We start from the raw sequence: 23,876 nt of genomic DNA, 5'->3' as shown, positions 1-23,876 counted from the left end.
GTTCCTTGGAGCGTCGGGGCCGGGTCGCGGTCAGTGGCGGGCGGGGTGGAAGACCAGTTGCTGGTCGGTCGGCGAGTAGCCGCTGAGGGTCACCATGGGGCCGTGCGTCGGCAGGGCGGGGTCCGGGAAGTCGGAGTCGACCGGCACCCGGCCCTCCGGACGGCGGTCCACCGTCGGGAACTCCACCGGGAACGGCGCGCCCCGCTCGATCTCCCGCTGGTAGAACTCCAGCCACCGCGTGTTGTCGAAGCTCACCGCGGCGATCGTCCGGCCGTTGTGGCCGTACACCCCGACGAACCGGCGTTCGGCCAGCGAACCCTGCGTGATCATGATCTGCTCGCCCATCGGCGGCACCCCGACCGACTTGATGTTCACACCGAACTGCGACGACCAGAACGCCGGCACCCACAGGTGCGGCCGCCGCTCGGCGCTCGGGTTGATCATGTTGTGCGCGGCGGTCTCGGCCTGGGCGATCGCGTTGCCCCAGTGCTCCAGGGACAGGAACTGGTAGCCGAACAGCGCGTGCGGGGACCGGGCGACATCGCCGGCGACGAAGATGTCGTCGGTGACGATGCCCCGGAAGTCGAAGGCACGGCAGCCCGCGTCGCAGGCGATGCCCCGCGGGCCCGCGCCGAGACCGGAACCGGCCAGCCAGTCGGTGTTGCGGGTCGCGCCCAGCGAGACGATCACCACGTCCGCCTCGACCACGGACTCGTCGGACAGATGGACCGCCCGCACCCGACCGGCCGGGTCACCCTCCAGCGCGGTGACCATGACCCCGGTGCGCAGGTCCACCCCGTTCTCGCGGTGCATCTCGGCCGCGACCGCGCCGACCACCCCGCCGAGGGCGCCCACCAGCGGCGCGCCCGCGCGTTCCGCGACGGTGACCGCGATGCCCTGCTCCCGGCAGGCCGAGGCGATCTCCGACCCGGTGAACCCGGCGCCGATCACGAACACCCGGCGCGGCCCGGCCTTCAGCCGCCGCAGCAGCGCGGCCGCGTCGTCCCGGGTGCGCAGCGTGAACACGCCCTCCAGACGGGCCTCGTCCTCCTTGGGCCAGGGCCGGGCCCGCACCCCGGTCGCGATCAGCAGCCGGTCGTACTCGACCTCGTCGCCGTCGGCCAGCCGGACCCGCTTGGCCTCGACGTCGAGACCCGCCGCCGCGACGCCCAGCCGCCACTTCGCGTCGATCTCCATGCGGTGCGGCAGCGCGGTGTGGTGCGGGGCCGCCCTGCCGAGCAGGACCGCCTTGGACAGCGGCGGCCGGTCGTAGGGCTCGTACGGCTCGTCGCCGATCATGGTGAGTTCGCCGGTGAACCCCTCGGCGCGCAGCGTCTCGGCACCCCGCAGCCCGGCCAGCGAGGCGCCCACGATCACGATCCGGCCCTCGCGCCGCAGCCAGTCGAGATAGTCAGTGGGCGGCATCGGAGGCCCCTCCCGCGAATCCGTCCAGGCCGTCGGCGGTGATCGCCTGCACCGGACAGGCGGCGACGGCGCGCGCCACCCGCTCGCGCTGCTCCTGCTCGGCCTGCGGGTTGTAGACGAGCGACTCCTCGCCGTGCATGGCGAAGACGTCCGGAGCGAGGAACGCGCACTGCGCGTATCCCTGACATCTGTTGAGGTCGACGACAAGGCGCATCATGGCTCCGCCCTTCCGGTGGCCAGGTCCGGTGCGTACCGCGGTCCGTCACGTCAGTCTCGGACGGCGGAGAACTCCCCGCACGCCAGCATGGGAGCCCGGCCTCGCCGTCGCGCGCCGGGGCCCGCCGATCGGGTGAGCCGTCAGGCCGCAGGTGCCGTCGGGGCTGCCGGAGCCGCCGGGGTCGCGGCGGAGCGGCGGAAGCTCTCCATGACGATGTACGCGCTGAGCAGCAGCGACCAGGCCGGGAACACCAGCTCGGCCCAGGGCACCGCGGTCGACACGAACAGCAGGACGACGGTGGTCAGGAAGCCCAGCAGCGTCAGCCAGCGCGGCAGGATGCCCAGGCGGTGCCCGATCACCGACGCGGAACAGACGAAGACGGCCGCCATCCGCATCGCGTACCCGGTCATCAGCGTGTACGCGAGGTGCTGGCCGAAGTCCCAGGTGGGCCGGGACGGCGAGGTGCCCGCCGGATGGGCGGTGTCGAGCACGGCCGCGGCCGTCGCGGCGGCGGCGAACATGGTGGCGGTGAAGACCAGGCCGCTGCCGAGGAACACGGTGGCCATGAACCGGTCCTCGGCGTCGCCGACGTGTGAGCGGACGGCGCCGACGAACCACAGGAAGAAGATGCCGGCGAACGGCACCAGCATGAGGGCCGCGCGGACGGCGCTGAGCTGGGAGGGATCCGGCCGCTGGGTGGAGACCGCGTCGGCGCCCTGCGGGATGCCCAGCCGGATCAGCACCATGGCGGCGGCGAGCAGCAGCGCGAAGACGATCCCGGCCACGCCGGCGGCGCGAGGGGTCTGCAACGGCTGCCGTGGGGGCGTGGAGGTCTGCATACGCGGCTCGCTTCCTGTGTCCGGTGGCCCTCGGGCACCAGCAAGCCCCCTGCCCCCGGCCGCCGCCACCGGAGCACCCCCGAACGGCACAGCCGCGTCGACCCGGTCCCACCGCCCGACGGGCGGCGGGACCGGACCGTACCGTCAGAGCTGCGACAGCTCCGCCACCAGGTCGTCCAGGCCCAGCGAACCCTGGGACAGGGCCGCCATGTGCCAGGACTTGAGGTCGAAGCCGGCGCCCCGCCGCTCCCGGGCCTGCTCCCGGCCCAGCAGCCAGGCCCGCTCGCCCAGCTTGTAGCCGATGGCCTGCCCCGGCATGGACAGGTAGCGGGTCAGCTCGCTCTCCACGAAGTCCGCGGGCCGGCTGCTGTGCGAGCCGAAGAACTCCTGCGCCAGCGCGGGCGTCCAGCGCTCGCCGGGGTGGAACGGGGAGTCGTCCGGGATCGTCAGCTCCAGGTGCATGCCGATGTCGATGATGACCCGCGCGGCCCGCATCATCTGCGCGTCCAGGTAGCCGAGGCGGCGCTCCGGGTCGGTGAGGAAGCCCAGTTCGTCCATGAGCCGCTCCGCGTACAGTGCCCAGCCCTCGGCGTTGGCGCTGACCATGCCGACGCTGGCCTGGTAGCGGGAGAGGTTCTCGGCGATGTGCTTCCACTGCGCCAGCTGCAGGTGGTGACCGGGCACGCCCTCGTGGTACCAGGTCGACACCAGGTCGTAGACCGGGAACCTGGTCTGGCCCATGGTCGGCAGCCAGGTGATGCCCGGGCGCGTGAAGTCGTCCGACGGCGGCGTGTAGTACGGCGCCGCCGCGCTGCCGGGCGGAGCGATCCGGGACTCGACCCGGCGCACCCGCTCGGCGAGGTCGAAGTGGGTCCCGTCCAGCTTCTCGATGGCCTCGTTCATCACGGACTGCAGCCAGCCGCGCACCTCGTCGACGCCCTCGATGTGGGTGCCCTGCTCGTCCAGGTGCGCCAGCGCCACCCACGGGGTGGCCGCGCCGGGCAGGATCTTCTCGGCCTCGGCCTTCATCTCGCCGAGCAGCCGGTGGTACTCGGACCAGCCGTACGCGTACGCCTCGTCGAGATCGAGGTCGGTGCCGTTGAAGTAGCGCACCCAGCGGGCGTACCGCTCCCGGCCCACCACGTCCGGCGCACCCTCGATCGCCGGCGCGTACACGTCCCGCATCCAGTCGCGCAGCGCCAGCACCGCCCCGGTGGCGGAGCGGGCCGCCTCGTCCAGTTCGGCGCGCAGCGCCCCGGGCCCGGACGCCGCGAACTGCTCGAACCAGCCCTTGCCGTCGCCCGTGTCGGCCCATTCGCCGAGCTGTCCGACGAAGGTCGCGGTGGCGCGCGGGCCGGCGTACAGCTTGCGGTCCAGACCGAGTTCGAGGGACTGCCGGTAGCCCTCCAGCGCGGCCGGCACCGCGCGCAGCCGTTCGGCGACCGCCGTCCAGTCCTCCTCGGTGGCGGTGGGCGTCACCGTGAACACCTGGCGCACCGCGTGCGCGGCCGAACTCAGGTTGCTGACGGAGCGCAGCCTCTCGTCGGCCTCGTGCACGGCGAGGGAGGCGCTGAGCCGCTCGCGCAGCAGACGCGCGCAGCGACGCTCGATGTCACTGTCCGCACCGGGCTGCCGCTCGGCCTCGTCGAGCCTCGCGAGCGTGTCGCGCTGGAGCCGGGCGAGCGCCTCCGCCCCGGCCGGCGAGGTGTCGGGCAGGCGGCTCGAACTCTCCTTGTCGCCGAGGAAGGTACCGGTGATCGGGTCGAGGGCGATGAGCTCGTCGACGAAGGTGTCGGCGACCTGACGGGGCAGCGGGTTACTGGTCTGTGACATGCGGTCCATCCTCGTACGGCGGACCGGCGTACGTCACGGGGATTGGGCCGACGACACCGGCGGAAGCAGCGGCCCGCACTCCCACTGCTGGAAGATCAGCCGGGTCTCCACCCGGGCGACCTCCCGGTGCGCCGTGAACTCGTCCAGGACCAGCCGCTGCAGGTCCGCCATGTCCGCCACGGCCACATGCACCAGGTAGTCGTCGGGACCGGTCAGATGGAACACCGTCCGCGACTCCGGCAGCGCCCGGATCCGCTCCACGAACGGTCCCACCAACTCCCGCCGGTGCGGCCTGACCTGCACCGACAGCAACGCCTCCAGACCGCGCCCGAGCTTGGCCGGATCCAGTTCGAGGCGGTGCCCGAGGATCACCCCGGAGCGGCGCAGCCGGGTCACCCGGTCCAGACACGTCGACGGCGCCACGCCCACCTGGGCGGCGAGATCGCGGTAGGTGGTCCGGGCGTCGTTCTGAAGCAACCGCAGCAGATGCAGATCGACCGGATCCAGTACGACGGAATCAGCCATGGCCCGAACGTAACACGGGTCTCACCCCACATCTCCCGTCAGGTGTTCACCCTGCGGTCATGGACACAGCGAGCACCTACGACGACCCGGCGCCCGTCCGCGGCCACGCCATCCACGCATCACGCGCCCTGGCCACCGAGGCCGTGCACGCCGGCCGCGACGATCTCGCCCGGCAGGGCCTGCACGTCCCGGCGATCGACCTGTCCACCACCTACCCGTCGTACGACAGCCGCGCCGAGGCCGCCCGCATCGACGCCTTCGCCACCGACGGCGCCGATCCTTCCGGCCCGCCCGTCTACGGACGCCTGGGCAACCCGACCGTCGCCCGGTTCGAGACCGCCCTGGCCCGCCTGGAGGGCACCGAAGCCGCGGTCGCCTTCGCCAGCGGCATGGCCGCCCTGTCCGCTGTCCTCCTCGCCCGCGCGGCCACCGGTCTGCGCCATGTCGTCGCCGTACGGCCCCTCTACGGCTGCAGCGACCACCTCCTCACCGCCGGTCTCCTCGGCACCGAGGTCACCTGGACCGACCCGGCCGGGATCACCGACGCGCTGCGCCCCGACACGGGTCTGGTGCTGGTCGAGTCCCCGGCCAACCCGACCCTCGCCGAACTCGACCTGCGGGCCGTCGCCCACGCCTGCGGCACGGTGCCGCTGCTCGCCGACAACACCTTCGCCACCCCCGTGCTGCAGCGCCCCGCCGAACTCGGCGCCCGGCTCGTGCTGCACAGCGCCACCAAGTACCTCGGCGGCCACGGCGACGTGCTCGGCGGAGTGGTCGCCTGCGACGAGGAGTTCGCCGGTCAGCTCCGGAAGATACGTTTCGCGACCGGCGGCGTCCTGCATCCGCTCGCCGGCTACCTGCTGCTGCGCGGCCTCTCGACACTCCCGATCCGGGTCCGCGCCGCCTCCGCCACCGCCGCCGAACTGGCCCACCGCCTCACCGCCGACCCCCGCGTGGCCCGCGTCCACTACCCGCGGCTGGGCGGCGCGATGATCGCCTTCGAGGTCTGCGACGACCCGCACGAGGTCGTCTCCCGGGTACGCCTGATCACCCCCGCCGTCAGCCTCGGCAGCGTCGACACCCTCATCCAGCACCCGGCGTCCATCAGCCACCGCGTCGTGCCCGAGGACGACCGCCACGGCGCCGGCGTCAGCGACCGCCTGCTGCGCCTGTCGGTGGGCCTGGAGGACGTGGAGGATCTCTGGTCCGACCTGGACCAGGCACTGGAGCTGCTCTAGCGCCCCTTCAGGGGCGCGGGGAACTGCGCGACCAGCCCCCACGCACCCGCAGCCGCCGGACCGCCGTACGTATCACGGCGCTTCGGCGTTCCCCGACTCCCCCGCACTGGAAAGCCACCCCGCAGCAGTCACGGCATCACCCTGCCCCGCCGCCAGCCGCGCCGTGATGACCAGCGTCCCCTCCTCGATCTGATAGTCGAGCGGCAACCCCAGCCCCCGCATCGCCGCCACCATCCCCGTGTTGGACGCCTGCGTCACCGCGTACACGCTCTCGCAGCCCGCCTCGACGGCCATCCCCACCAGCCGGGTCAGCAGTTCGCCGCCGATGCCGCGCCGCTGCCAGGCGTCCTCCACGAGCAGCGCCACCTCCGTCTCGTCCCCGTCCCACAGCAGATGCCCGAGACCGACGATCCGGCCCGACGCCGTCCGCACGGCCAGCGTGCGGCCGAAGCGCGGGCTGAGCAGGTGGTTCAGGTACCGGTCCGCGTCCCCGACGGGGCCGTGGTAGCGCAGCCCGAGGGTCCGCGGCGAGCAGCGCTCGTGCATCGCCCTCGCCGCCGGCAGGTCACCGGTGTCGGCCCGGCGCACGGTGATCGCGTCGCCCGCGGGCAGGGCGATCACGTCCTGGCTGCGCGGGATGCGCGGCCCGAGCCGGGCGTCCAGTTCCACCAGCGCCCGTGCCCGCGCGAACTCCGTCGGCGTGAACGGGAGATACGGCCGTTCCACGGTGATCACTCCCCCCTCCGGCGCACGCAGCCGCATCACGGTGTCCTCCAGCGCCCCCTCGACGGGAACCGTCTCGGGGCGCCGGGCCCCGCCGACCGGGTGGGCGGGGAGCGAGCGGATCGTGCACCTCCCCAACAACTGCCGGAGGGCCAGCGGAAGTTCCGCCGCGTCCAGTGCGGTGCGGGTGGCCAGGCCCAGGACCCGGGTCGGGGCGTCCACCAGATCGTGGGCGTCGGCGCGTTCGATCCAGGTGTCCGTGCCCCCGGCCAGCGCGACCGCCCGCGTGATCTCACCGGCGATCAGGTCACCCGGGGCCCGCAGCAGGAACTCGTCCACCGTCCCGTCGGCCAGCGGATGCGTCTGCAGGCTCAGGATGTCCACACGGTGCCCGGCGAGCGCGGTGCAGAGCGCCGCCAGCGAACCGGGCTCGTCCCGCACCGTCGTCCGCAGCCGCCACAGCGTGCTCGCCCGGTCCCCGGTCCCCGAGGCGTCCGCGCCGGTCCCGGCCTGCCGTGTCGCGGAGACGGCGGGCCGGGCGCCGGTATCGGTATCCGTCACCGGCGGTGCATGACCTGGGCGCCTCGCCCACCAGACGTGGAAGCCGGCCGTGGCCGCCAGCACCAGCGCCGAGATCACCAGCAGCGCCGGACCGCCGGGCCCGTGCCCGACCAGGTTGGCCACCGCGTCCGCCACCGCGACGGCCGTGAACAGGGCGGCGAGTTCGACGACGTCCCGTCGCCAGTGGTGCACGGGACGTCCGTTCCGTGCGCGTGTCACATCAGACATGTCTCGATTCATGCAGCCACTGTGAACCAAGGGTGTTGCGTGATCACGAACGCTCTGTGACCGATGGGTAAAGCATGCTTACGTTCTTTTCATGGCGATTTGTGCGGTTGCCGAGGTCCGAGAAATGACCGGTTCCTTCCCCTCTCAGGCGGCCGCCGCCACGCCCAGTGCGTCCCGCAGCCGACGGGCCTGGACCACCAGCCGCGCCGAGCCGGGCCGGGCCGCGGCCCCCGAGAGATGAGGCAGCTCGCCCCTGGCCCCGGACCGCTCGGCGCAGTCCGCGGCGATCGAGAGCAGCTCCCCGAGTCCACGGGTCGCGCCCGCGGCGCCGGGGGTCCCCCCGGACGCGAGGTCGGCGAGCAGTACGGGCAGGGTGTGCCGGAGCATCTCCCATATCGTCGCGTTGGCCCCCGTGGCCGCCGCCGTCCGTGCCGACTCGGCCAGCCGCAGCGGCTTCACCGCCCCGAGCCGGACCAGCCGGCCGAGGTCGTCACCCAGCCGCTCCGCGTCCAGCTGTCCCCGCGCGGCGAGCACCAGCAACGCGTCCACCGCGGCCAGCCGGTCCTCCGGATGCCGGGCGCCCAGCCCGTACGCCACGCACAGGAGCGTGCTCTCACCCGCGAGCCCGCCGGACTCGGCGAGCAGCGGCAGGGCGGCGGCCGCGCCCCGCTCGTCGGCCAGGGCGGCCTCGGAGACGTCGTGCACCAGCCGTACGGCGACGAGTTCGCGCAGCTCCGGGAGCGCGGCCAGCCAGTGCCGGTGGTTCTCCTCGCCCCAGTGGTGGCAGTACCGGACCGCGTCGGACGCCGTGAACGGCCGGCCCAGCCGCCGGAAGGCCTCGGGGAAGTCCGTCCGGAGTTCCTGGACCTCGCCGGACTCGATCAGGATGCGCGGGCCCGACGTCCGACGGTCGGAGCCGGGCAGGGCGGGCTCCCCGGCGGACAGCCGGCGCGCGAGCCGCTCGCCTTCCGGTGTGCCGAGTCCGCTCGCACGCCGGGCGGCGGCCGACGCCGCCGTACGGTCCTCGCGCCGGACCCGCAGCAGGGCCTGCGCGAAGTCGACCTCGCCCACCCGGGCCCCGAGGCGGCGGTAGGCGTCGAGCCGGTCGACGAGCTCGTCCGGCTCCAGGAGCCCGGTGCTCCACGACGGCGTGGCCAGGAGCAGCGGCTGCGGGTCCGTCCGTATCCGGTAGGCCAGTTCACGCAGCCGGACGTCGAGGACCCGGGAGAACCCGTGGCGCGCGCACTCGTGGTCCGCCGGACCGTGCCGCAGCCCGGCGAGCAGGGTGGCCGTGCTCACGGCCCCGTACAGCGTGGCCAGGACGAGTTCGAGGCCGCCCTCGGCGGTGAGGAGGCCGCGCCGGGTATGGCCGAAGTGCTCCTCGGCATGCTGCCGGCGGTACGACTCGGGCTCCCACCACCAGCGGGTGGCCGCCACCGGTTCGAGCGCCGCCCGCAGCGCGTCCTGGTCGCGGTGGGCGTGCCGGGCCAGACCGTCCAGCGCCCGCTCGAACGCGGCCACCTCCCCGCCCCCGTCGGCCGCCAGCAGGGCCGAGACCTCCTCGGCGAGTTCCACGGCAGAATCCGGCGCGGTCGTGAGCCGGAACGGCTCCGGAGGCAGCGGCAGCACCTCCTCGTACGCCTCGGGCGCCGCCGCGGGCGCGATGCCCAGGACGGCAGCCGCGCGCACACGCAGGGCCGGGCTCAACTGCTCTGCCGAGAAGCCGATGTCGGACCGGACGGCCGGCTCGTCGTCGAGCCGCTTCACGTGCCGCTCCACCAGCTTCAGCGCCCGCTCCTGCAGCTGGGTGTCCTCGTGCCCGAACGCCTGGGCCACCGCCGGCAGCAGCTCCGCCGCAGCGGAGGCGTCGCGGGCGAGCACCTTGCCGAGCAGCACCAGCTGGGCGCGCACCAGCTTCTTCTCGGCGCGGAACAGCAGCCCTTCGGAGGCCTCGGCGAGCTGCCGCGGGGTGAGGCCGCCGTCGAGGGCGAGGGCGGCGAGGACCGACTGGGCGTGGGCGGCGACCGGGGAGACGGCGTCCCGGGCCAGGGCCGTCCAGTCGGCGACGCGCTCGCGCACCTCGTCCCGGGTGAGGGCGAGCAGGCCCAGCAGCGGCAGGAAGACCCGGTGGTCGGTCGGGCCGCCGCCGCGCAGCAGCCGGGCCACACAGGCGTCGACCACGGCCTTGCGCTCCAGCACACCCGCGTCGGTCAGTTCCGCCAGGGCGTTCTGCCAGGAACCGGGGCCGTCGCCGAACAGCCAGCGGACCTCGCCGATGTCGGAGAGCTCGAACAGCCCGTTCACCAGGGGCGCGAGGTCCGGCTCGGCGCGCAGCCGGTCGACGAGGGGGACCCGCCCCCAGCCGTGGCCGATGTGGCGGACCCAGCCGACCACATAGGCGTCCGTCACCGGCACCTCGCACCCCGAGCGGCGTACCAGCCCCGCCACCAGCAGGAACTGCACGTCAGCGGAGACCGGCCGCGCGGCCAGCCGACGGGCCACATCGGCCTGCCAGCCGGTGTCCCGGTCCGCCAGCACCTTCAATAGCATGTCCGCCGGCGCCTGCCGCCAGCGCATGTCGGCCCCCGCGATCCAGGTCGCGGCCGCCGCGGCCCCCGAGTGGCACATCGCCCCGGCCACCTGGAGCGCCGGATAGCTGCGCTGGGACGGTGTCTCCCAGGGCGCGGCCCGCAGCTCCTTGCGCAGGGCCTGCAACCCGGGCAGCAGCGCGCGTCGTTCGGCATCGGTCAGCTTCTTCACCAGGAGGGCCGTCTCAGCGACGCGCCCCGCCCGTACCGCCTCCAGCACCGCGCTCATCACGCACCCCCGCCGATCTCCGCCATGTCCTGTGCCACGTCCCGCTCCGACTCGTGCTCCACCGCGGCCCCCCGCCGCACCATCCGTACCGCCAGCGCGTGCTTGCACGGCCCGCGTCCGCCCCGGTACTTCGCCCACCACAGACAACTGCAGCTCAGCACCCCCGCCGTGTCCCGCACCCGGTGCACATGACCGTCCTCGGCCGTCACCGTGCCCAGCTCGCCGTCCAGGGCCACCGCGCCCGCGGCCACCAGCGCCCGGGCCGACCGCAGCCGGGGGTTGTGCCGCTCCACGCGCCCCGCGTCGTACGGCAGTTCGCGATGGAAGTAGGCGGCCTCCGCCGTGTCGTAGCCGACGCGTCCCGAGGTGCCGAGGCGGATCAGGGCCGCGCGGACCCGCTCCGGGGTGAGCCCGGCGGAGACGGCCAGGTCGGCGACGTCGACGCGGGGCTCCCAGGCCAGCAGCACCGCGATCAGCTCCGCGTCCTCGGCGGCCTCGTCGGTGGCGAGCGCGTCCAGCACACCGCCCTCGCCGGAGAACCCGCGTGCCGGATCCGGCGACAGGGTCAAGGTGAGCCGCATGCCCGGCAGCACGACCTCCCAGGCGGCGGCCGTACCGGAGGCGGCGAGGGCGCTCTGCGGGCCGTAGACCCGCAACGCCGTCGCATGGCGCAGCACCCGCTGGAGCGCGGCCAGCCGCTCCGGCCCCGGCAGGCACACCGCGCCCGGCACCGGGCGGGTCGTCGGCCGCAGTCCCCGGCCCGCCGGCACCACCCAGCGCGGACCCGCCGAGCCCCGGCGCGCGGTGCCGCCGCGGGGGAGCGAGCGCAGGAACCGCACCGCCTCGTCCGCCGGCAGCTCGGCCCGCAGATCGAACCCGGCCGCGGTGACCTGTGCCTCGGCGAAGCCGCGCAGCCAGCGGTCCGGGAGCGGGACCTTCTTCTCCACCACCGGGCCGTCCAGCGTGGTGACCGCCAACTCCTCGGGACCGACCCGCAGATGGAGCGGATCGTCCGAGCCGAGCCGCGAAAGGGCCTCCCGCAGCGGGTTGTTGACGTCGACGTTCGTCGTGCCGTGACCCACCTCGCCGCCGTCCAGTCCCGACCCGAGGACGTCCAGCCTGGCGTACACCCCGCCGCAGCCCGAGAAGGACTCGAAGCGCAGCCGGTCGCCGTTGCCCGTCACCACCGGGTCCAGCGAGGCGCGCAGCTGCGGCTGGTAGTAGCGCGCGGCCGCCACGTCGGCCACCGCGAGCAGCCCGGCCGCGGCCACCTGAGGCGAGGTCAGGAAGCCCGCGAAGAACCGCGGATGGTCCTCGACCCCGGTGGGGGTCGCACCCCGGGAGGTCTCCAGACCGAGCTGGCGGCCGTCGGCGGCGGAGCGCAGCACGGAGGGTTGGCGATAGGCCACGGCCTGTGAGGATCGCGTCATGGGAAAACCGTAGAGGCGGCCACTGACAATCGTCCCGACCTGCGAAAACGTACCGTGGGGCGGCGAGTTCGGGGAGGCGGGGGCCCGCGCCGGGAGCTGCGACAGGGCCGCGCACCGGGGGATGACGCCGGTGCGCGGCCCTGTGAAGAGCGTACGGGAGTTACTGGCCGACCCGGCCCGGCTGCAGGGTCTGCGTGAACAGCATGGTCCCGTCGTACTCGCGCAGACGCACCGTCAGTTCACCGCTGTCGCCGTCGATGTCGACCTCGCCGAAGAACTGGTAGGCCTCCGCGGGTGACACGTTCGAGGCGGTCGGCGCCTTGACGAACACCCGGTCGGGGCCGAACGTGCCGTCCAGCGCGTTCGCCGGGAAGGCGCCGGCGTTGAGCGGGCCGGAGACGAACTCCCAGAACGGCGCGAAGTCCTTGAACGCGGCCCGCGACGGGTCGTAGTGCTGGGCGGAGGTGTGGTGGACGTCGGCCGTCAGCCAGACGGTGCCGGTGATCTTCCGGTGCTTGATGTACCGCAGCAGCTCCGCGATCTGCAGCTCGCGGCCGAGCGGCGCGCCCGGGTCGCCCTGGGCCACGGCCTCGAAGTCCGCCTTGCCCTCGACCGGGTCCGGGACGACCAGCCCGAGCGGCATGTCCGCGGCGATCACCTTCCACACCGCACGCGACCGGGACAGCTCGCGCTTGAGCCACTCCAGCTGCTCGGCGCCGAGGATGCCCTGCGGGTCGGTCGTCTGGTCGTCGGGCGAGTTGGCGTTGCGGTAGGTCCGCATGTCCAGGACGAACACGTCGAGGAGCGGGCCGTGGTGGTGGACGCGGTAGATCCGGCCGTCGGGCAGCGCCTGGGTCGCCGAGATCACGCCGTCGGCGTAGATGTTGTCGCCGCTGCACAGGAAGAAGTCCGGGTCGAGCTTCGCCATCGCGTCGAAGATGCGGTAGCCGCCGATGGACTCGTTGATGCCCCAGCCCTGCCCGGCCAGGTCGCCGGACCACACGAACTTCACGCCCTGGCGGCGGCGCGCGGACGCGGTACGGAAGGTGCCGGTGACCGGCTCGCCGGCGCGGCGCGGCGCGGGTCGTCGGGGTCGGCGAGGAGCACGCGGTAGTGGATCTGCTCGCCGGACGGCAGCCCGTGCAGCCGCGTGGTGCCGGTGAAGTCGCTGTCGGCGCCGAGCAGCGGGCCGCGCCACCGGCGGGGGTTGCGGAACGACTCGGTGGCCGAGGTCTCCACGATCATCCGGGCCGGCCGGTCCGAACGGACCCACACGAGGCCGGAGTCGGCGGTCACGTCGCCCGCCTGTACACCCCAGTCCGCGCGGGGGCGCCCGGACAGTGCGAACGCCGGCGCGGAACCGAGCGCCGTGGGCAGGGTCAGGGCCGCCGACGCGGCGAGCGAGCCGCGCAGCACACTGCGGCGGCCGGGGAGCGAAAGGGACATGGAAGGGCCTCCAGAACGGGAACCGGGTACGGGATCCGGCCAGTTGTGCACAGCCACAACTACTGGGGCGCCGCAGCGCACACGGAAACCGCGGGTGAACAACTGACCGGCACGGCAGGCGCTGTCTCCCTGCCGCCGGTCGTGACGCCGTCACCCGTCGAGCGCCTCCGCCATGAGCCGCACCCCCTCCCGGATCCGCGCCGCCGGCAGCTGCGCGTATCCCAGCACCAGCCGTACGGCGGATTCGTCGACCCGCGCGTGCGTGCACGCGCTCAGCGGACGCACCGCGACCCCGGCCGCCGCCACCCGCCGCACGAAGCGGCTCTCCGGCCCGTACCGTTCGGGCAGTTCGGCGATGGCGTGCAGCCCCGCCGCGATCCCCGACACGCGCGCGTGCGGGAAGTGCTCGGCCAGGGCGACGACCAGGACGTCCCGCCGCTCCCGGTAGGCGCGCTGGCAGCGGCGCAGCTGCCGGTCGTAGTCGCCGCGCTCCAGGAACCGGGCGAACACCGCCTGGTCGACGGAGGGATGACCCAGGTCCATGGTCCGTTTCCGGTCGACGACGTCGTCCGCCAGGTGCTCCGGCACCAGCAGCCAGCCGAGGCGCAGTCCGGGGGCGAGGGACTTGCTGACCGACCCCATGTAGGCCACCCGCTCCGGGTCGAGGCCCTGGAGCGCGCCGACCGGGGCCCGGTCGTAACGGAAGTCGCCGTCGTAGTCGTCCTCCAGCAGCAGCCCGTCCACCGACCGGGCCCACTCCAGCAGCCGGGTACGGCGCCCGGCGGAGCAGGCGATCCCGGTCGGGTACTGGTGGGCGGGCGTCGTCACCACCGCGCGGACGCCCGACGCGTGCAGCGGGCCCGGTGCCAGGCCCTCGTCGTCCAGGGGCAGCGGTACGGCGCGCAGCCCGGCCGCCGCGTACAGGCCGTCGTGCTGCGGGCTGCCGGGGTCCTCCACGCCGATCTCGCGCATCCCGCGCGCGTGCAGCACGGAGCCGAGCAGCGCCGCCGCCTGTGCCACCCCGGAGACGACCACGATCCGCTCCGGGTCGGCGACCACGCCCCGGCGCCGGGCGAGCAGTTCGGCGAGGGCCGAGCGCAGCCGGGGCAGTCCGCGCGGGTCCGGATAGCCGAGGTCGCGGTGCGGCAGCTCCGCCAGCACCTCGCGCTGTGCGGCGGCCCAGGCGGCGCGCGGGAACAGCGAGAGATCCGGTGAGCCCGGCAGGAAGTCCACCCGGACACCCTGCGGGCGCGGCGCGAGATCACGCGCGCGGGGCGCCGCCGCCCGCACGGCGCCGCCCACCCAGGTGCCCGCCCCGTGGTCGCTGCGCAGGTAACCCTCCGCCGTCAGCTGCTCGTACGCCTCCGTGACCAGCCCCCGCGACACCCCGAGATCCCTGGCCAGCTCCCGGCTGGACGGCAGCCGGGTGCCGGGCGCGAGCCGCCCCGCGCGGATCGCCTCCCGCAGCCCCGCCTGGAGGAAACGGCCACGCGCGCGTGCCGGCGCGGACACGGCCGGCAGCAGCAGCTCCCACGCGGCGGAGCCCGGCAGGGCGCCCGGACTGGTCCCCGATGACGTCATGGAAGTGGACCTTAATCCGGGCCGCCGAGGTTCCTAGCGTCGTTCTCATGAACGCGACCACCACACGCGGCGCCCTGCTGACCGCGCTCGCCTACGTCCTCGTCGGCTGTTCCTTCACCGCCAACAGTGTGCTGGGCCACTACCCCTACGCGGGCGGCCAGTTCCTCCGCTACGGACTGGCCTGCCTGCTGCTCGTGCCGTTCGTCGGGCGGGGCGCGGTCGAGCGGCTGCGCGGGCTGGGGGCGCGCGCGTGGCTGCGGCTGGCCCTGCTCGCCGCCGTCGGGATGGTCGGCTTCAACCTGGCGATCCTCGCCGCCGAGCGCACCGCGGAACCGGCGGTCCCCGGCGTCCTCGTCGGCTGCGCCCCGGTGGCGGTCGCGGTCCTGGTCCCGATTCTCGACGGCCGCCGGCCCCAACGCCTCGTCCTCCACGGGGCGTTGCTGGTCGCGGCCGGCGCCTTCGTGGTCCAGGGCTGGGGGCGGACGGACGCCAGCGGTCTCGGCTTCTCGGTGTGCGCCCTGGCCGGTGAGGTCGGGTTCGCGGTGCTCGCGGGACCGGTGTTGCGGGCGCTCGGGCCACGGCTGCTGACCGCCACCGTGTGCGCCCTCGCCGCGGCCGAGGCGGCGCTGACCGGGGCCGTGCTCGACGGCGGGGCGTGGCTGCGCCGGCCCGACGCCACGGAGACGGCCGCGCTGCTGTGGCAGGCGGCCGTGGTGACGGTCGTCGGTTTCGTGTGCTGGTACATGGGCGTGCAGCGGATCGGCACGGAGCGCGCGACGCTCTTCACCGGCCTCGTCCCGCTCACCGCCGTGTGCACGGCCCCGCTCGCCGGAACGGGCTCCTACGGCCCCGCCCAGGCCGTCGGCGGCGTCCTGGTGGGCGCCGGGGTCGCCCTGGGCTCCGGCGCCCTGCCCCGCCGCGGCCGTGGACCGGCGCCGACCGCCCGCCGACCGCACCGCACCGGCTACCGGACGGCGGCCGACCGTACGCCGCGCCGCCGCGCCGACCGTCGGTGACCGTCTCCCGTGCGCAGTCCCGCCATGCCGACGTCTGTCGGCGATCACCGGTGCCGCCCCGCCATGGCGACCGCCGGTCGGCGATTGCGATGCTCCGGCACCCCTCCGCACGGACCGCCCCCCGTCGGCCGGTGCGGACACGGCGTCGGCGGGTGCGGACGCGGTGTCGGCGGGTGCGGGTGCGGTGTCGGCGCTCGGCTGTCCCTCAGCGGCTGCCGTCGAGGAGGACGCGGGCGACCAGCGCCGGGTCGTCGTTCATCGGGCAGTGTCCGCAGCCGGGCAGCCGGACCAGTCGCGCCTTGGGGATGATCTGCTTGGCCCGGACCCCCTGGCGGCGCACCAGCAGCATGTCCCGGGTGCCCCAGCCCACGGTGACCGGGATGCCGGGGACGTCGTCGGTGAACTGGACGGCGGAGCCCGCCCGCAGGGTCTCCGCGAATCCGCCGGCCTGTGCGAGGGCCAGCGTCTCCGCGACCACGGCCTCGGGTGAACGGCGCGCCGGGCGGGCGTAGATGGTGCTGGTCAGGGCCGTCCGACCGACGGCCGACCGGGACAGCCGCTCGATCAGCGGCAGCGGCAGCCGCTCCGCGATCCGCCGCATGGCGATGAGCACGCCGAAGGCGTAGCGCCGCTCGGCCTGTGACCAGAAGCCGGCGGGGGAGAGGGCGGTGACGGACCGTACGAGCTTCTCGCGGCCCAGTTCCAGCGCCAGCAGCCCGCCGAGCGAGTTGCCCGCCACGTGCGGCCGGTCCAGCTCCAGGGCCTCGAACAGGGCGCCGAGCACGGAGTTGGTGGTCGGCAGGTCGTAGGCGAGGCCGTCGGGAAGGGTCGGGGAGGCGCCGAAGCCGGGCAGGTCCACGGCGATCACGTCCCGCTCGGTCGCGAGGATGTCCACCACGGGGTCCCAGGCCTGCCGGTGATGCCCTATGCCGTGGATGAGGACCAGCGGTTCGCCGCGGCCCACGCGCGCGTACGAGACGGTCACATCCTGCCCGCCGAGCGCGGCCGGGACAGCGAAGGAGACGGTGGCGGACATGGGGGCTCCTCGTCTGGGACTTCGGCGGACGCCGTAGACAGCTTGTCAGCAATTGCTACTCGCGGGTAGTCCCCGATGGGGTGTGTCGTGCATCGGCCTGTCCCGTCAAAGCGCCCCGCGTGGCTCCAGGTTGAAAACGGGGTGCCGTGCCGGCTCGCGTGCTCGGTCGTCGACGGTCCGTGGATCATTCTGGGCCGGGGGTGCCGACCGAGGGGCGATTCCGCCGGGCGTGCGGGAGCGTGTCGGGCGGTGCGGGGTGGCACCGGCGCCGTCCGCCCGATGAACACCCTGTTCCGGGCGGTTCTCGCGCTGCGACGGGAGCTTTGCCGCCATGTCACGAAAACGCCCTCGCGCGAACGCCTCGTGAACGATGAATGGCACCGCTTTCTATGCGTCGGCCATGGGATCGACGATTGGTCTTGACCAAGGGTGTGCGCCGTCCTATGGTCGCAGATAAGTACAACAACCTTTAATAAACAAGGGCGCTAAAACGCCGCCGGACCACGGCGATTGCGGAGGACAGGGTGGGGACCACGCAGCTGGAATCGGTGCCGGAACCGAAGTACTGGCATCTCAGGACCGTGCTCAGTGAGGCACTGGACTCGGAGTTCTCGGTCGGCGAGATCCTGCCCAACGAGCGCGACCTCGCCGCCCGCTTCGGCGTGGCCCGGGCCACCCTCCGTCAGGCACTCGAACAGCTCGAACTGGAGGGCCGGCTGCAGCGCCGCCGCGGTGTCGGTACGACGGTCGCGCCTCCGCGCATGGGTGTGGCGGTGGGCACCGACCAGCACGCCTGGCCGGGCGCCTCCGGCGACGCCTGGCAGGCCGTGGACTGCACCCTCGCGGTGCCGCCCGCCGCGGTCGCGGCCGCGCTGGAGACCGGCGCGGAGGAGCCCGTGCACATCGTGCGCCGCTCGCGCGTCTCGCACGGCCAGCCCGTCGCCGCCGAGCTGCTCTACATCCCGGCGGCCTCGGTCCCGGAGCTGACGGCGATCGACGCGCCGTCCGGAGCGCCCCGCGCGCGTGCCGTCCTGCGTGAGCTGCAGCGCCTGGAGCTGGAGGGCCAGGACCGCGCCGTGGAGCTCGGCTCGGCCCGTGCGGACGACGCCAAGGAGCTCGACCGGCTGCCCGGCGCTCCGGTGCTGGTGGTCACCACCCGCTTCCTCGCCGCCGGCCGCACCGCCGCGCTCTCCGTCGCCACCTACCGCGCGGACACCTGCCGGCTGACCTTCGGCGACACCGGCGGCGTGGAGATCCACCACGGCCCCGAGCGGCAGGCCTCCTAGCCCCGCGACGGGCGACGCCCCCGCGCCGCACGGCCAGATCGCGCCCCGGCTCTCCGCCGGGGCGCGACGCATGTGCCGAGGGCAGCCGATCAGCGGCAGTCGGCCAGCGGCAGCCGTTCAGCGGCGTGCGGTGACCGTCCCGTCCACCGCGAACAACTGCTCCTCCACATGATCGAGGGCGAGCCGCAGTGCGCCCGTCGCCACCGCCGCCTCACCGAGCAGGGAGAGCGCCACCCGGGGCGGCCGCAGACAGTAGCGGGCGAGCTCACGGCGCAGCGGCTCCAGGACACCGTCCAGGCCCGCCGCCCAGCCGCCGATGACCACCAGCTCCGGGTCCAGTGCCAGCACCAGCGCGGCCACGTCGTGGACCAGCCGCTGGATGAACCGGTCGACGGCCGCCCGGGCCCGCGCATCCCCCTTGCGGGCCAGCGCGAACACCTCGGCGACCGCCTGCTCGTCCAGCGGGTGCAGCGGCTCGTCGGTGGTGGACAGCAGCGTCTCCGGGGTCACCTCCCGGCCCAGCAGGTGCAGCGCGCCGATCTCCCCGGCCGCCCCGCCGTACCCCCGGTGCAGCCGCCCGCCGATCAGCGAACCGGCGCCCGGACTCAGCCCGGCCATCACCATCACCACGTCGTCGGAGTCGGTGGCCGCGCCCTTCCAGTGCTCGGCCACGGCAGCCGTGTTGGCGTCGTTCTCCACCAGCACCGGGCACTTGAAGGACCGGCTGAGCCGCTCACCGAGGCGCAGCCCCGTCCACTGGGGCAGCGCGGTGCCCAGCCGCACCCGGCCGTCCGCCTCGACGATGCCGGGGGTGCCGACCCCGACGGCCCGCAGCGAACTGCGCGCCACCCCGGCCCGGCGCAGCAGCTCGGCGACGGCGGTGCGCAGCCGCTCCAGCCGCTCGTCCGCGTCGGCCGTCTCCTCCACCTCCTTGGCCTGGGCCCCGAGTATCCGGCCGTCCAGGTCGGCCAGGAGCGCGGCGACCCGGTGCGGGCCGATCTCCAGGCCCAGCAGGTGCCCGGCCTCGGCCCGGAACCGGAACCGGCGCGCCGGCCGCCCCTGCCGCCGGGTGGCGCCCTCCTCGGCCGCCTTCTCGACCACCAGACCGGCTTCGATGAGCCCCTCGACGACCCCTTCGACGGTCGGCCGGGACAGCCCGGTGACCCGGGTGATCTCGGTGAGCGTCGCGCAGTCGGTGGCCCGCAGCGCGTGCAGCACCACCGCGGAATTGATCCTTCGCAGCAGAGACGGATCACCACCGGTCAGTCCCGCCAACGTCCGTCCTCCCAGCTAGCCCTGCACGTTGGCCGGATCGTACTTCGGCGCCGACGACCCGGGCGAGTGCCGGACGCCTTCGATCTGCCGGAGATCCGCGATCAGCGGGGCGTGACGAACCCCGATTCGTACGCCGCGATCACCGCCTGGGTACGGTCCCGCACCCCGAGCTTGGCCAGCACGGCCCCCACATGGGACTTCACGGTCTCGGTTCCGACGACCAGCCGCCCGGCGATCTCGGCGTTGGCCAGCCCCTGCGTCATGAGCCGCAGTACCTCGGCCTCCCGCGCGGTCAGCCGCGCCCACTCCAGGCCGTCCCGCCCTTCGCCCCGGCCGTACCGTCCGGCGAGCTGCCGCACCGATGCCGGGAAGAGCAGGGACTCGCCCTCGGCGACCAGCCGCACCGCGTGCACGATCTCGGCCGGCCGGGCCCGCTTCAGCAGAAACCCGTCGGCGCCCGCGCGCAGCGCCTCGTACACGTACTCGTCGTCCTCGAACGTCGTCACCACGAGGATCTTCGGTGGCTCGGCGACCGTGCGCAGCACCGCGCGGGTGGCCTCGATCCCGTCCAGCAACGGCATCCGTACGTCCATCGCGACCACGTCCGGCCGCAGTTGCCGCACCAGCGGGATCACCGCCGCCCCGTCCGCCGCCTCCCCGACCACCTCGATGTCGGGCTGGGCCGCGAGCACGGCCCGCAGGCCCGCGCGGACGAGGGGTTCGTCGTCGACGAGCAGGACGGTGACCGGCATCCGGCCAGCCTAGATCAACCGACCGGCAGCTGGGCGTGCACCTGCCAGTCGCCCCCGTCCGGTCCGGTGTGCGTACGGCCCCCGAGCAGGGCCGCGCGCTCGCGGATCCCGCGCAGCCCGCTGCCCCGCCCGGGCCCGGGTATCGCGCCCGGAAGCGGATTGCGGACTTCGAGGTCCAGCATCCCGTGGGCCACGCTCACCCGGACCCGCACGGGCACGGCCCCCGCGTGCCGCAGCACATTGGTGAGCGCCTCCTGGAGGATGCGGTAGCCCTCCCGGGAGACCGGTCCCGGCACCGCCTCCAGTGGGCCGGTGACCTCGGCGTCCACCTTGGCGCCCGAAGCGCGGGCGGACTCCAGGAGCCGGCCGGCGTCGGCGAGCGTGGGCCGCCCGCTCACCGGCCGCCGGGACTCGCGCAGTACGCCCAGCACCCGCTCCAGATCCTCCAGTGCGCTCCGGCCGGTCTCCTCGATGGCGGCCAGCGCCCGGTCGGTGAACTCCGGGTCCCCCGCGGCCCGGGCCGCGCCCGCCTGCACCACCGCCACCGTCAGGGCGTGCCCGATCGAGTCGTGCAACTCGCGCGCGATACGCGTGCGTTCCAGCAGCTGCTCGGTGCGCTCCTCCAGTGCCGCGAGCCGCTCGGCGGCGGACGGCCCGAGCAGCCGCCGGGCCAGCGCGGTGACCAGCACTCCGAGGCCGACCACGGCCCCGTAGAGGGCGATCAGCGGCAGCGGGACCAGGAGGGCGTACGCCCAGTGCGGCCGCGCCGCGCCGAGGAGCGGGTTGCCGTCGGGCGCCTGTCCGGCGGCGAGCAGGCCGAGGTCGAAGGCGATGGCCGGAAGCCACACCGAAGCCAGCGCGCCCGCCGAGCCGAGGACCATCCGCGCCTCCAGCCACAGCACCGTGCGCCCCCGGTCCCGCCAGGTCGCCGACGGCGTCTCCGAGATCCCCGACTCCTCCTCACCGGGGGTGAGCAGCAGCCGAGCCTGCACGCCCTCGCCCCGGCGCACGGCGGGGATCAGCCCGACCGGGACCAGCAGCAGTGCGGGCACCCACGGTGTCGACGGGTCGATGAAGAGCCACAGGGCGACGACGAGCATCGGCACCCACAGATGCAGCAGGCGCGTGTAGGTCGTCCCCCGCAGCAGCGGGCGGAGAAAGCGGGCCATGCGGACATCGTGGCAGGCACCACTGACAACGGTCCTCCCCCGGGCGGGGGAGGCGATCTCCACCGGCGGGGGAGGACCCCGACCCCCCTGCCGGGCAAGGCTGTCGGCCATGACCAGCATCGAGGTGCACGACCTCACCAAGGAGTACGGGGGCCGCCGGGCCGTGGACCGCCTCACCTTCGCCGTCCGCCCCGGACTCGTCACCGGCTTCCTCGGCCCCAACGGCGCCGGCAAGTCCACCACCCTGCGACTCGTCCTCGGCCTCGACCACGCCACCTCCGGAACCGCCACGATCGGCGGGCGGCCGTACCCCGAACTCCGCGACCCCCTGCGCCGGGTGGGCGCCCTGCTCGACGCCGACGCCGCGCACGGCTCGCGCACCGGACGCGACCATCTGCGCGCCCTCGCGGCGAGCAACCGCATCCCGGCCGGCCGGGTCGACGAGCTGCTGGCGGAGACGGGACTCGAGCCCGCCGCCCGGCGCCGGGTGCGCACGTACTCCCTGGGCATGCGCCAGCGACTCGGGATCGCCGCCGCCCTGCTCGGCGATCCCGAGGTGGTGCTGCTCGACGAACCCTCCAACGGCCTCGATCCCGAAGGCATCGTCTGGATCCGCCGTCTGCTGCGCCGACTCGCGGCGGAAGGCCGCACGGTGCTGGTTTCCAGCCACCTCATGAACGAGACGGCCGCCTTCGCGGACCACCTGATCGTCCTCGGCCGCGGCCGGCTCCTGGCCGACACCCCGGTCCGCGACTTCATCCACGCGCGCGTGCGGCCCGCGGCGAGGGTCCGCACCACCGACGACGAACGACTCGCCGAACTGCTCGCCCGGCACGGCCAGGACGCGGCGCGCGGCGCGGACGGAGTCTGGACGGTACGGCACGCGCGCGTGGAGGACCTCGGCCGCCTGCTGGCCGACGCGGCCGTCCCCGTCCTCGAACTCACCCAGGAGGAGGCCACCCTGGAACAGGCCTACCTCGATCTGACCGCGGCGGAAGCCGAGTTCACCGCACAGCACCACCAGGAGGCCTGACCATGCCGTTCCGGCCCGTGCTCCACGCCGAGTGGATCAAGATCCGTACGCTCCGCCCGCTCGTCGGCACCCTGTGTGCCGTCCTGCTCGCCACCGTCGCGTGCTCCGCGCTCTCGGCGGCCGGTTCCGGCGGCTCCGACCCGCTCTTCTCCGCCTTCGCCGGTGTGTCCCTCGGACAGATCGCAGCGGTCGCCTTCGGCGCGACGGCCGTCTCGTCCGAGTTCCGGGGCGCCGCCCTGCGCCTCACCCTCTCGGCGGTGCCCGACCGGCGGCGCTGGTTCGCGGCGAAGGCCACGGCGATCGCGCTGCCCGTGCTCGCGGTGGGACTGCTCACCGGCCTCGTCACCCTCGTGCTGGGCAGGTTCCTGCTCGGAACTTCCGCGCCGACCTGGCCGGAAGGGATGCGCGCCGCGCTGGGCTGCGGCTTCTACCTGACGCTGATGGCCCTGTTCGCGGCAGGCCTCACGGCCGTGCTGCGCAGCGGGACCGCGACCCTCGGCATCCTGATCCCGCTCCTGCTGACCGTGTCGTTCGTGATCGGTGACGTGTTCGGCACCGTCGCGGACGTCCTGCCGGACAGGGCAGGCCAGGTGGTGTTCCAGGAGACGTGGGACGGCCCCCTGGGACCGTGGAGCGGGCTCGCGGTGACGGCACTGTGGACGGGCGCCGCGCTGCTGGCGGGAGCGTGGAGCATCCGGCGCCGTGATGCCTGACGCCCGCGCTAGCCGTCCGCCGCCACCCGCACCTGCCCGAACTCCTCCGCCATCGTCGCCGCCGTCCGGTGAGGTCTTTCAGCGTTGCCTCTCCAGGGTGAGGACGGCCATGGGGCCGGCCGTGCCCGTGCAGTCCCGGTCGGCCGGGATCGGGACACCTCGTCGCTCGCAGACCCGGACAATCCTGTGGCTGCGGGCGGCGGTCAGGTCAGGGGGACGGCCCGGCAAGGCGGGTGAGATCCACAGCACGACGCCGGTGGGGTCGGTGACCACCTGGACGTTCACGCCGTGCTGGCGGTGCTTCGCGGAGTAGTCGGCGCGGCTGTCGCCGACGTGGTCGCACTCGGCGAGGGTGCCGTCCAGGAACACGAAGTCCGGGTCGGGCGTGACGCAGGTCGAGTGCGGCAGGATACGGAACCAACAGGGCTCCCGTATCGCTGGGTTGGGACGTCGAAAACCTCCCGCAGCGGCAATGGAGCCTCGTACTTTAGCCTCGCGCTTTCGCGAGTGGGGTTGTCCGGGTCTTGATCAAATAAGCGGAGAGTGCTGCTGACCTGCAACGATGGGACTTGTCGAGGGTCCTGTCAGCTGCAAGGAAAGAAGCACTCTCCAGGTGAGCAAGCGTACCGGGTCTTATCCGCGTGTCCGTGTCGAGGGCGGCGGCCGTGGGGTGGTCTCGCAGGCCGGGTCGGTGCTGCTGGTCGAGACGGTCCGCAAGTCCGGTTTGGACACC

At 74.1% G+C, this 23,876-nt stretch carries 18 protein-coding genes and 2 pseudogenes; 5 read left to right on the top strand and 15 right to left on the bottom strand.

Features of this window, described 5'->3' with window-relative positions:
* Positions 1–30 precede the first annotated feature (30 nt).
* The 5 genes from ABZ887_RS36440 to ABZ887_RS36420 form a co-directional block, all read right to left on the bottom strand.
* Positions 31–1,425 (bottom strand): FAD-dependent oxidoreductase, encoded by a 1,395-nt coding sequence (locus ABZ887_RS36440; protein ID WP_361299345.1) that lies wholly within the window; start codon positions 1,423–1,425, stop codon positions 31–33.
* On the bottom strand, positions 1,412–1,639 hold the full coding sequence (locus tag ABZ887_RS36435; RefSeq protein WP_351720264.1) for a ferredoxin: 228 nt from the start codon (positions 1,637–1,639) through the stop codon (positions 1,412–1,414). Before ABZ887_RS36435 ends, ABZ887_RS36440 begins: the two co-directional genes overlap by 14 nt.
* A 143-nt stretch (positions 1,640–1,782) precedes the next feature.
* A complete protein-coding gene (locus ABZ887_RS36430; RefSeq protein ID WP_361299342.1) occupies positions 1,783–2,481 on the bottom strand; it encodes a hypothetical protein in 699 nt (232 codons plus the stop codon).
* A 144-nt stretch (positions 2,482–2,625) separates the two neighbouring features.
* The gene (locus ABZ887_RS36425) at positions 2,626–4,314 is read right to left on the bottom strand and encodes a DUF885 domain-containing protein (RefSeq protein ID WP_361299339.1); all 1,689 of its coding nucleotides are present in this window, start codon (positions 4,312–4,314) and stop codon (positions 2,626–2,628) included.
* Between the two features lie 33 nt (positions 4,315–4,347).
* Positions 4,348–4,839: an Lrp/AsnC family transcriptional regulator gene (locus ABZ887_RS36420; RefSeq protein WP_189266826.1), complete on the bottom strand. Its 492-nt coding sequence runs from the start codon at positions 4,837–4,839 to the stop codon at positions 4,348–4,350.
* 59 nt (positions 4,840–4,898) lie between these two features.
* Here ABZ887_RS36420 and ABZ887_RS36415 point away from each other — a divergent pair, with 59 nt between their 5' ends.
* Complete coding sequence (locus tag ABZ887_RS36415; protein WP_361299336.1) at positions 4,899–6,077, top strand: PLP-dependent transferase; 1,179 nt, start codon at positions 4,899–4,901, stop codon at positions 6,075–6,077.
* A gap of 72 nt (positions 6,078–6,149) precedes the next feature.
* On the opposite strand, the gene ABZ887_RS36410 is transcribed toward ABZ887_RS36415, so the two are convergent.
* The 5 genes and pseudogenes from ABZ887_RS36410 to ABZ887_RS36390 form a co-directional block, all read right to left on the bottom strand.
* Positions 6,150–7,601: a GNAT family N-acetyltransferase gene (locus ABZ887_RS36410; RefSeq protein ID WP_361299333.1), complete on the bottom strand. Its 1,452-nt coding sequence runs from the start codon at positions 7,599–7,601 to the stop codon at positions 6,150–6,152.
* 132 nt (positions 7,602–7,733) lie between these two features.
* Entirely contained in the window at positions 7,734–10,406 is a 2,673-nt protein-coding gene (locus ABZ887_RS36405; RefSeq protein ID WP_361299330.1) for a DUF6493 family protein, read from the bottom strand.
* A complete protein-coding gene (locus tag ABZ887_RS36400; RefSeq protein ID WP_361299327.1) occupies positions 10,406–11,836 on the bottom strand; it encodes an SWIM zinc finger family protein in 1,431 nt (476 codons plus the stop codon). Before ABZ887_RS36400 ends, ABZ887_RS36405 begins: the two co-directional genes overlap by 1 nt.
* A 160-nt stretch (positions 11,837–11,996) precedes the next feature.
* A pseudogene (locus ABZ887_RS36395) lies at positions 11,997–13,282 on the bottom strand (alkaline phosphatase D family protein).
* Positions 13,283–13,432: 150 nt separating this feature from the next.
* Positions 13,433–14,863, bottom strand: coding sequence for a PLP-dependent aminotransferase family protein (locus tag ABZ887_RS36390; RefSeq protein WP_361299324.1), 1,431 nt, complete (start codon positions 14,861–14,863; stop codon positions 13,433–13,435).
* A gap of 47 nt (positions 14,864–14,910) precedes the next feature.
* On the opposite strand from ABZ887_RS36390, the gene ABZ887_RS36385 reads away from it, so the two are divergent.
* A complete protein-coding gene (locus ABZ887_RS36385) occupies positions 14,911–15,879 on the top strand; it encodes a DMT family transporter (protein ID WP_361299321.1) in 969 nt (322 codons plus the stop codon).
* A 205-nt stretch (positions 15,880–16,084) separates the two neighbouring features.
* Here ABZ887_RS36385 and ABZ887_RS36380 read toward each other — a convergent pair whose 3' ends face one another.
* Positions 16,085–16,915: an alpha/beta fold hydrolase gene (locus ABZ887_RS36380; protein WP_361299318.1), complete on the bottom strand. Its 831-nt coding sequence runs from the start codon at positions 16,913–16,915 to the stop codon at positions 16,085–16,087.
* A 524-nt stretch (positions 16,916–17,439) separates the two neighbouring features.
* Here ABZ887_RS36380 and ABZ887_RS36375 point away from each other — a divergent pair.
* Complete coding sequence (locus ABZ887_RS36375) at positions 17,440–18,201, top strand: GntR family transcriptional regulator (protein WP_361299315.1); 762 nt, start codon at positions 17,440–17,442, stop codon at positions 18,199–18,201.
* 117 nt (positions 18,202–18,318) lie between these two features.
* Here ABZ887_RS36375 and ABZ887_RS36370 read toward each other — a convergent pair whose 3' ends face one another.
* The 3 genes from ABZ887_RS36370 to ABZ887_RS36360 all read right to left on the bottom strand — a co-directional run bounded on the left by ABZ887_RS36370 (position 18,319) and on the right by ABZ887_RS36360 (position 21,397).
* Entirely contained in the window at positions 18,319–19,476 is a 1,158-nt protein-coding gene (locus ABZ887_RS36370) for an ROK family transcriptional regulator (RefSeq protein WP_361299312.1), read from the bottom strand.
* Between the two features lie 101 nt (positions 19,477–19,577).
* The gene (locus ABZ887_RS36365) at positions 19,578–20,228 is read right to left on the bottom strand and encodes a response regulator transcription factor (RefSeq protein WP_361299309.1); all 651 of its coding nucleotides are present in this window, start codon (positions 20,226–20,228) and stop codon (positions 19,578–19,580) included.
* 14 nt (positions 20,229–20,242) lie between these two features.
* Positions 20,243–21,397 (bottom strand): histidine kinase, encoded by a 1,155-nt coding sequence (locus ABZ887_RS36360; protein ID WP_361299306.1) that lies wholly within the window; start codon positions 21,395–21,397, stop codon positions 20,243–20,245.
* A 109-nt stretch (positions 21,398–21,506) separates the two neighbouring features.
* On the opposite strand from ABZ887_RS36360, the gene ABZ887_RS36355 reads away from it, so the two are divergent.
* Together ABZ887_RS36355 and ABZ887_RS36350 are read left to right on the top strand one after the other, a co-directional pair.
* Positions 21,507–22,430 carry an ATP-binding cassette domain-containing protein gene (locus ABZ887_RS36355; protein WP_361299303.1) on the top strand — a complete coding sequence of 308 codons (924 nt, stop codon included), beginning with the start codon at positions 21,507–21,509 and terminating at the stop codon, positions 22,428–22,430.
* Positions 22,431–22,432: 2 nt separating this feature from the next.
* Positions 22,433–23,143, top strand: a complete 711-nt coding sequence (locus ABZ887_RS36350) for an ABC transporter permease (RefSeq protein ID WP_361299300.1) — start codon at positions 22,433–22,435, stop codon at positions 23,141–23,143.
* 138 nt (positions 23,144–23,281) lie between these two features.
* On the opposite strand, the pseudogene ABZ887_RS36345 reads toward ABZ887_RS36350, so the two are convergent.
* Positions 23,282–23,524 (bottom strand): annotated as a pseudogene (locus ABZ887_RS36345) (transposase family protein); the annotation flags it as partial.
* Positions 23,525–23,876 lie beyond the last annotated feature (352 nt).

This window comes from Streptomyces sp. NPDC047061 (assembly GCF_040643955.1).
Classification (GTDB): domain Bacteria; phylum Actinomycetota; class Actinomycetes; order Streptomycetales; family Streptomycetaceae; genus Streptomyces.
This window is presented reverse-complemented; position numbering and strand designations above follow the sequence as displayed.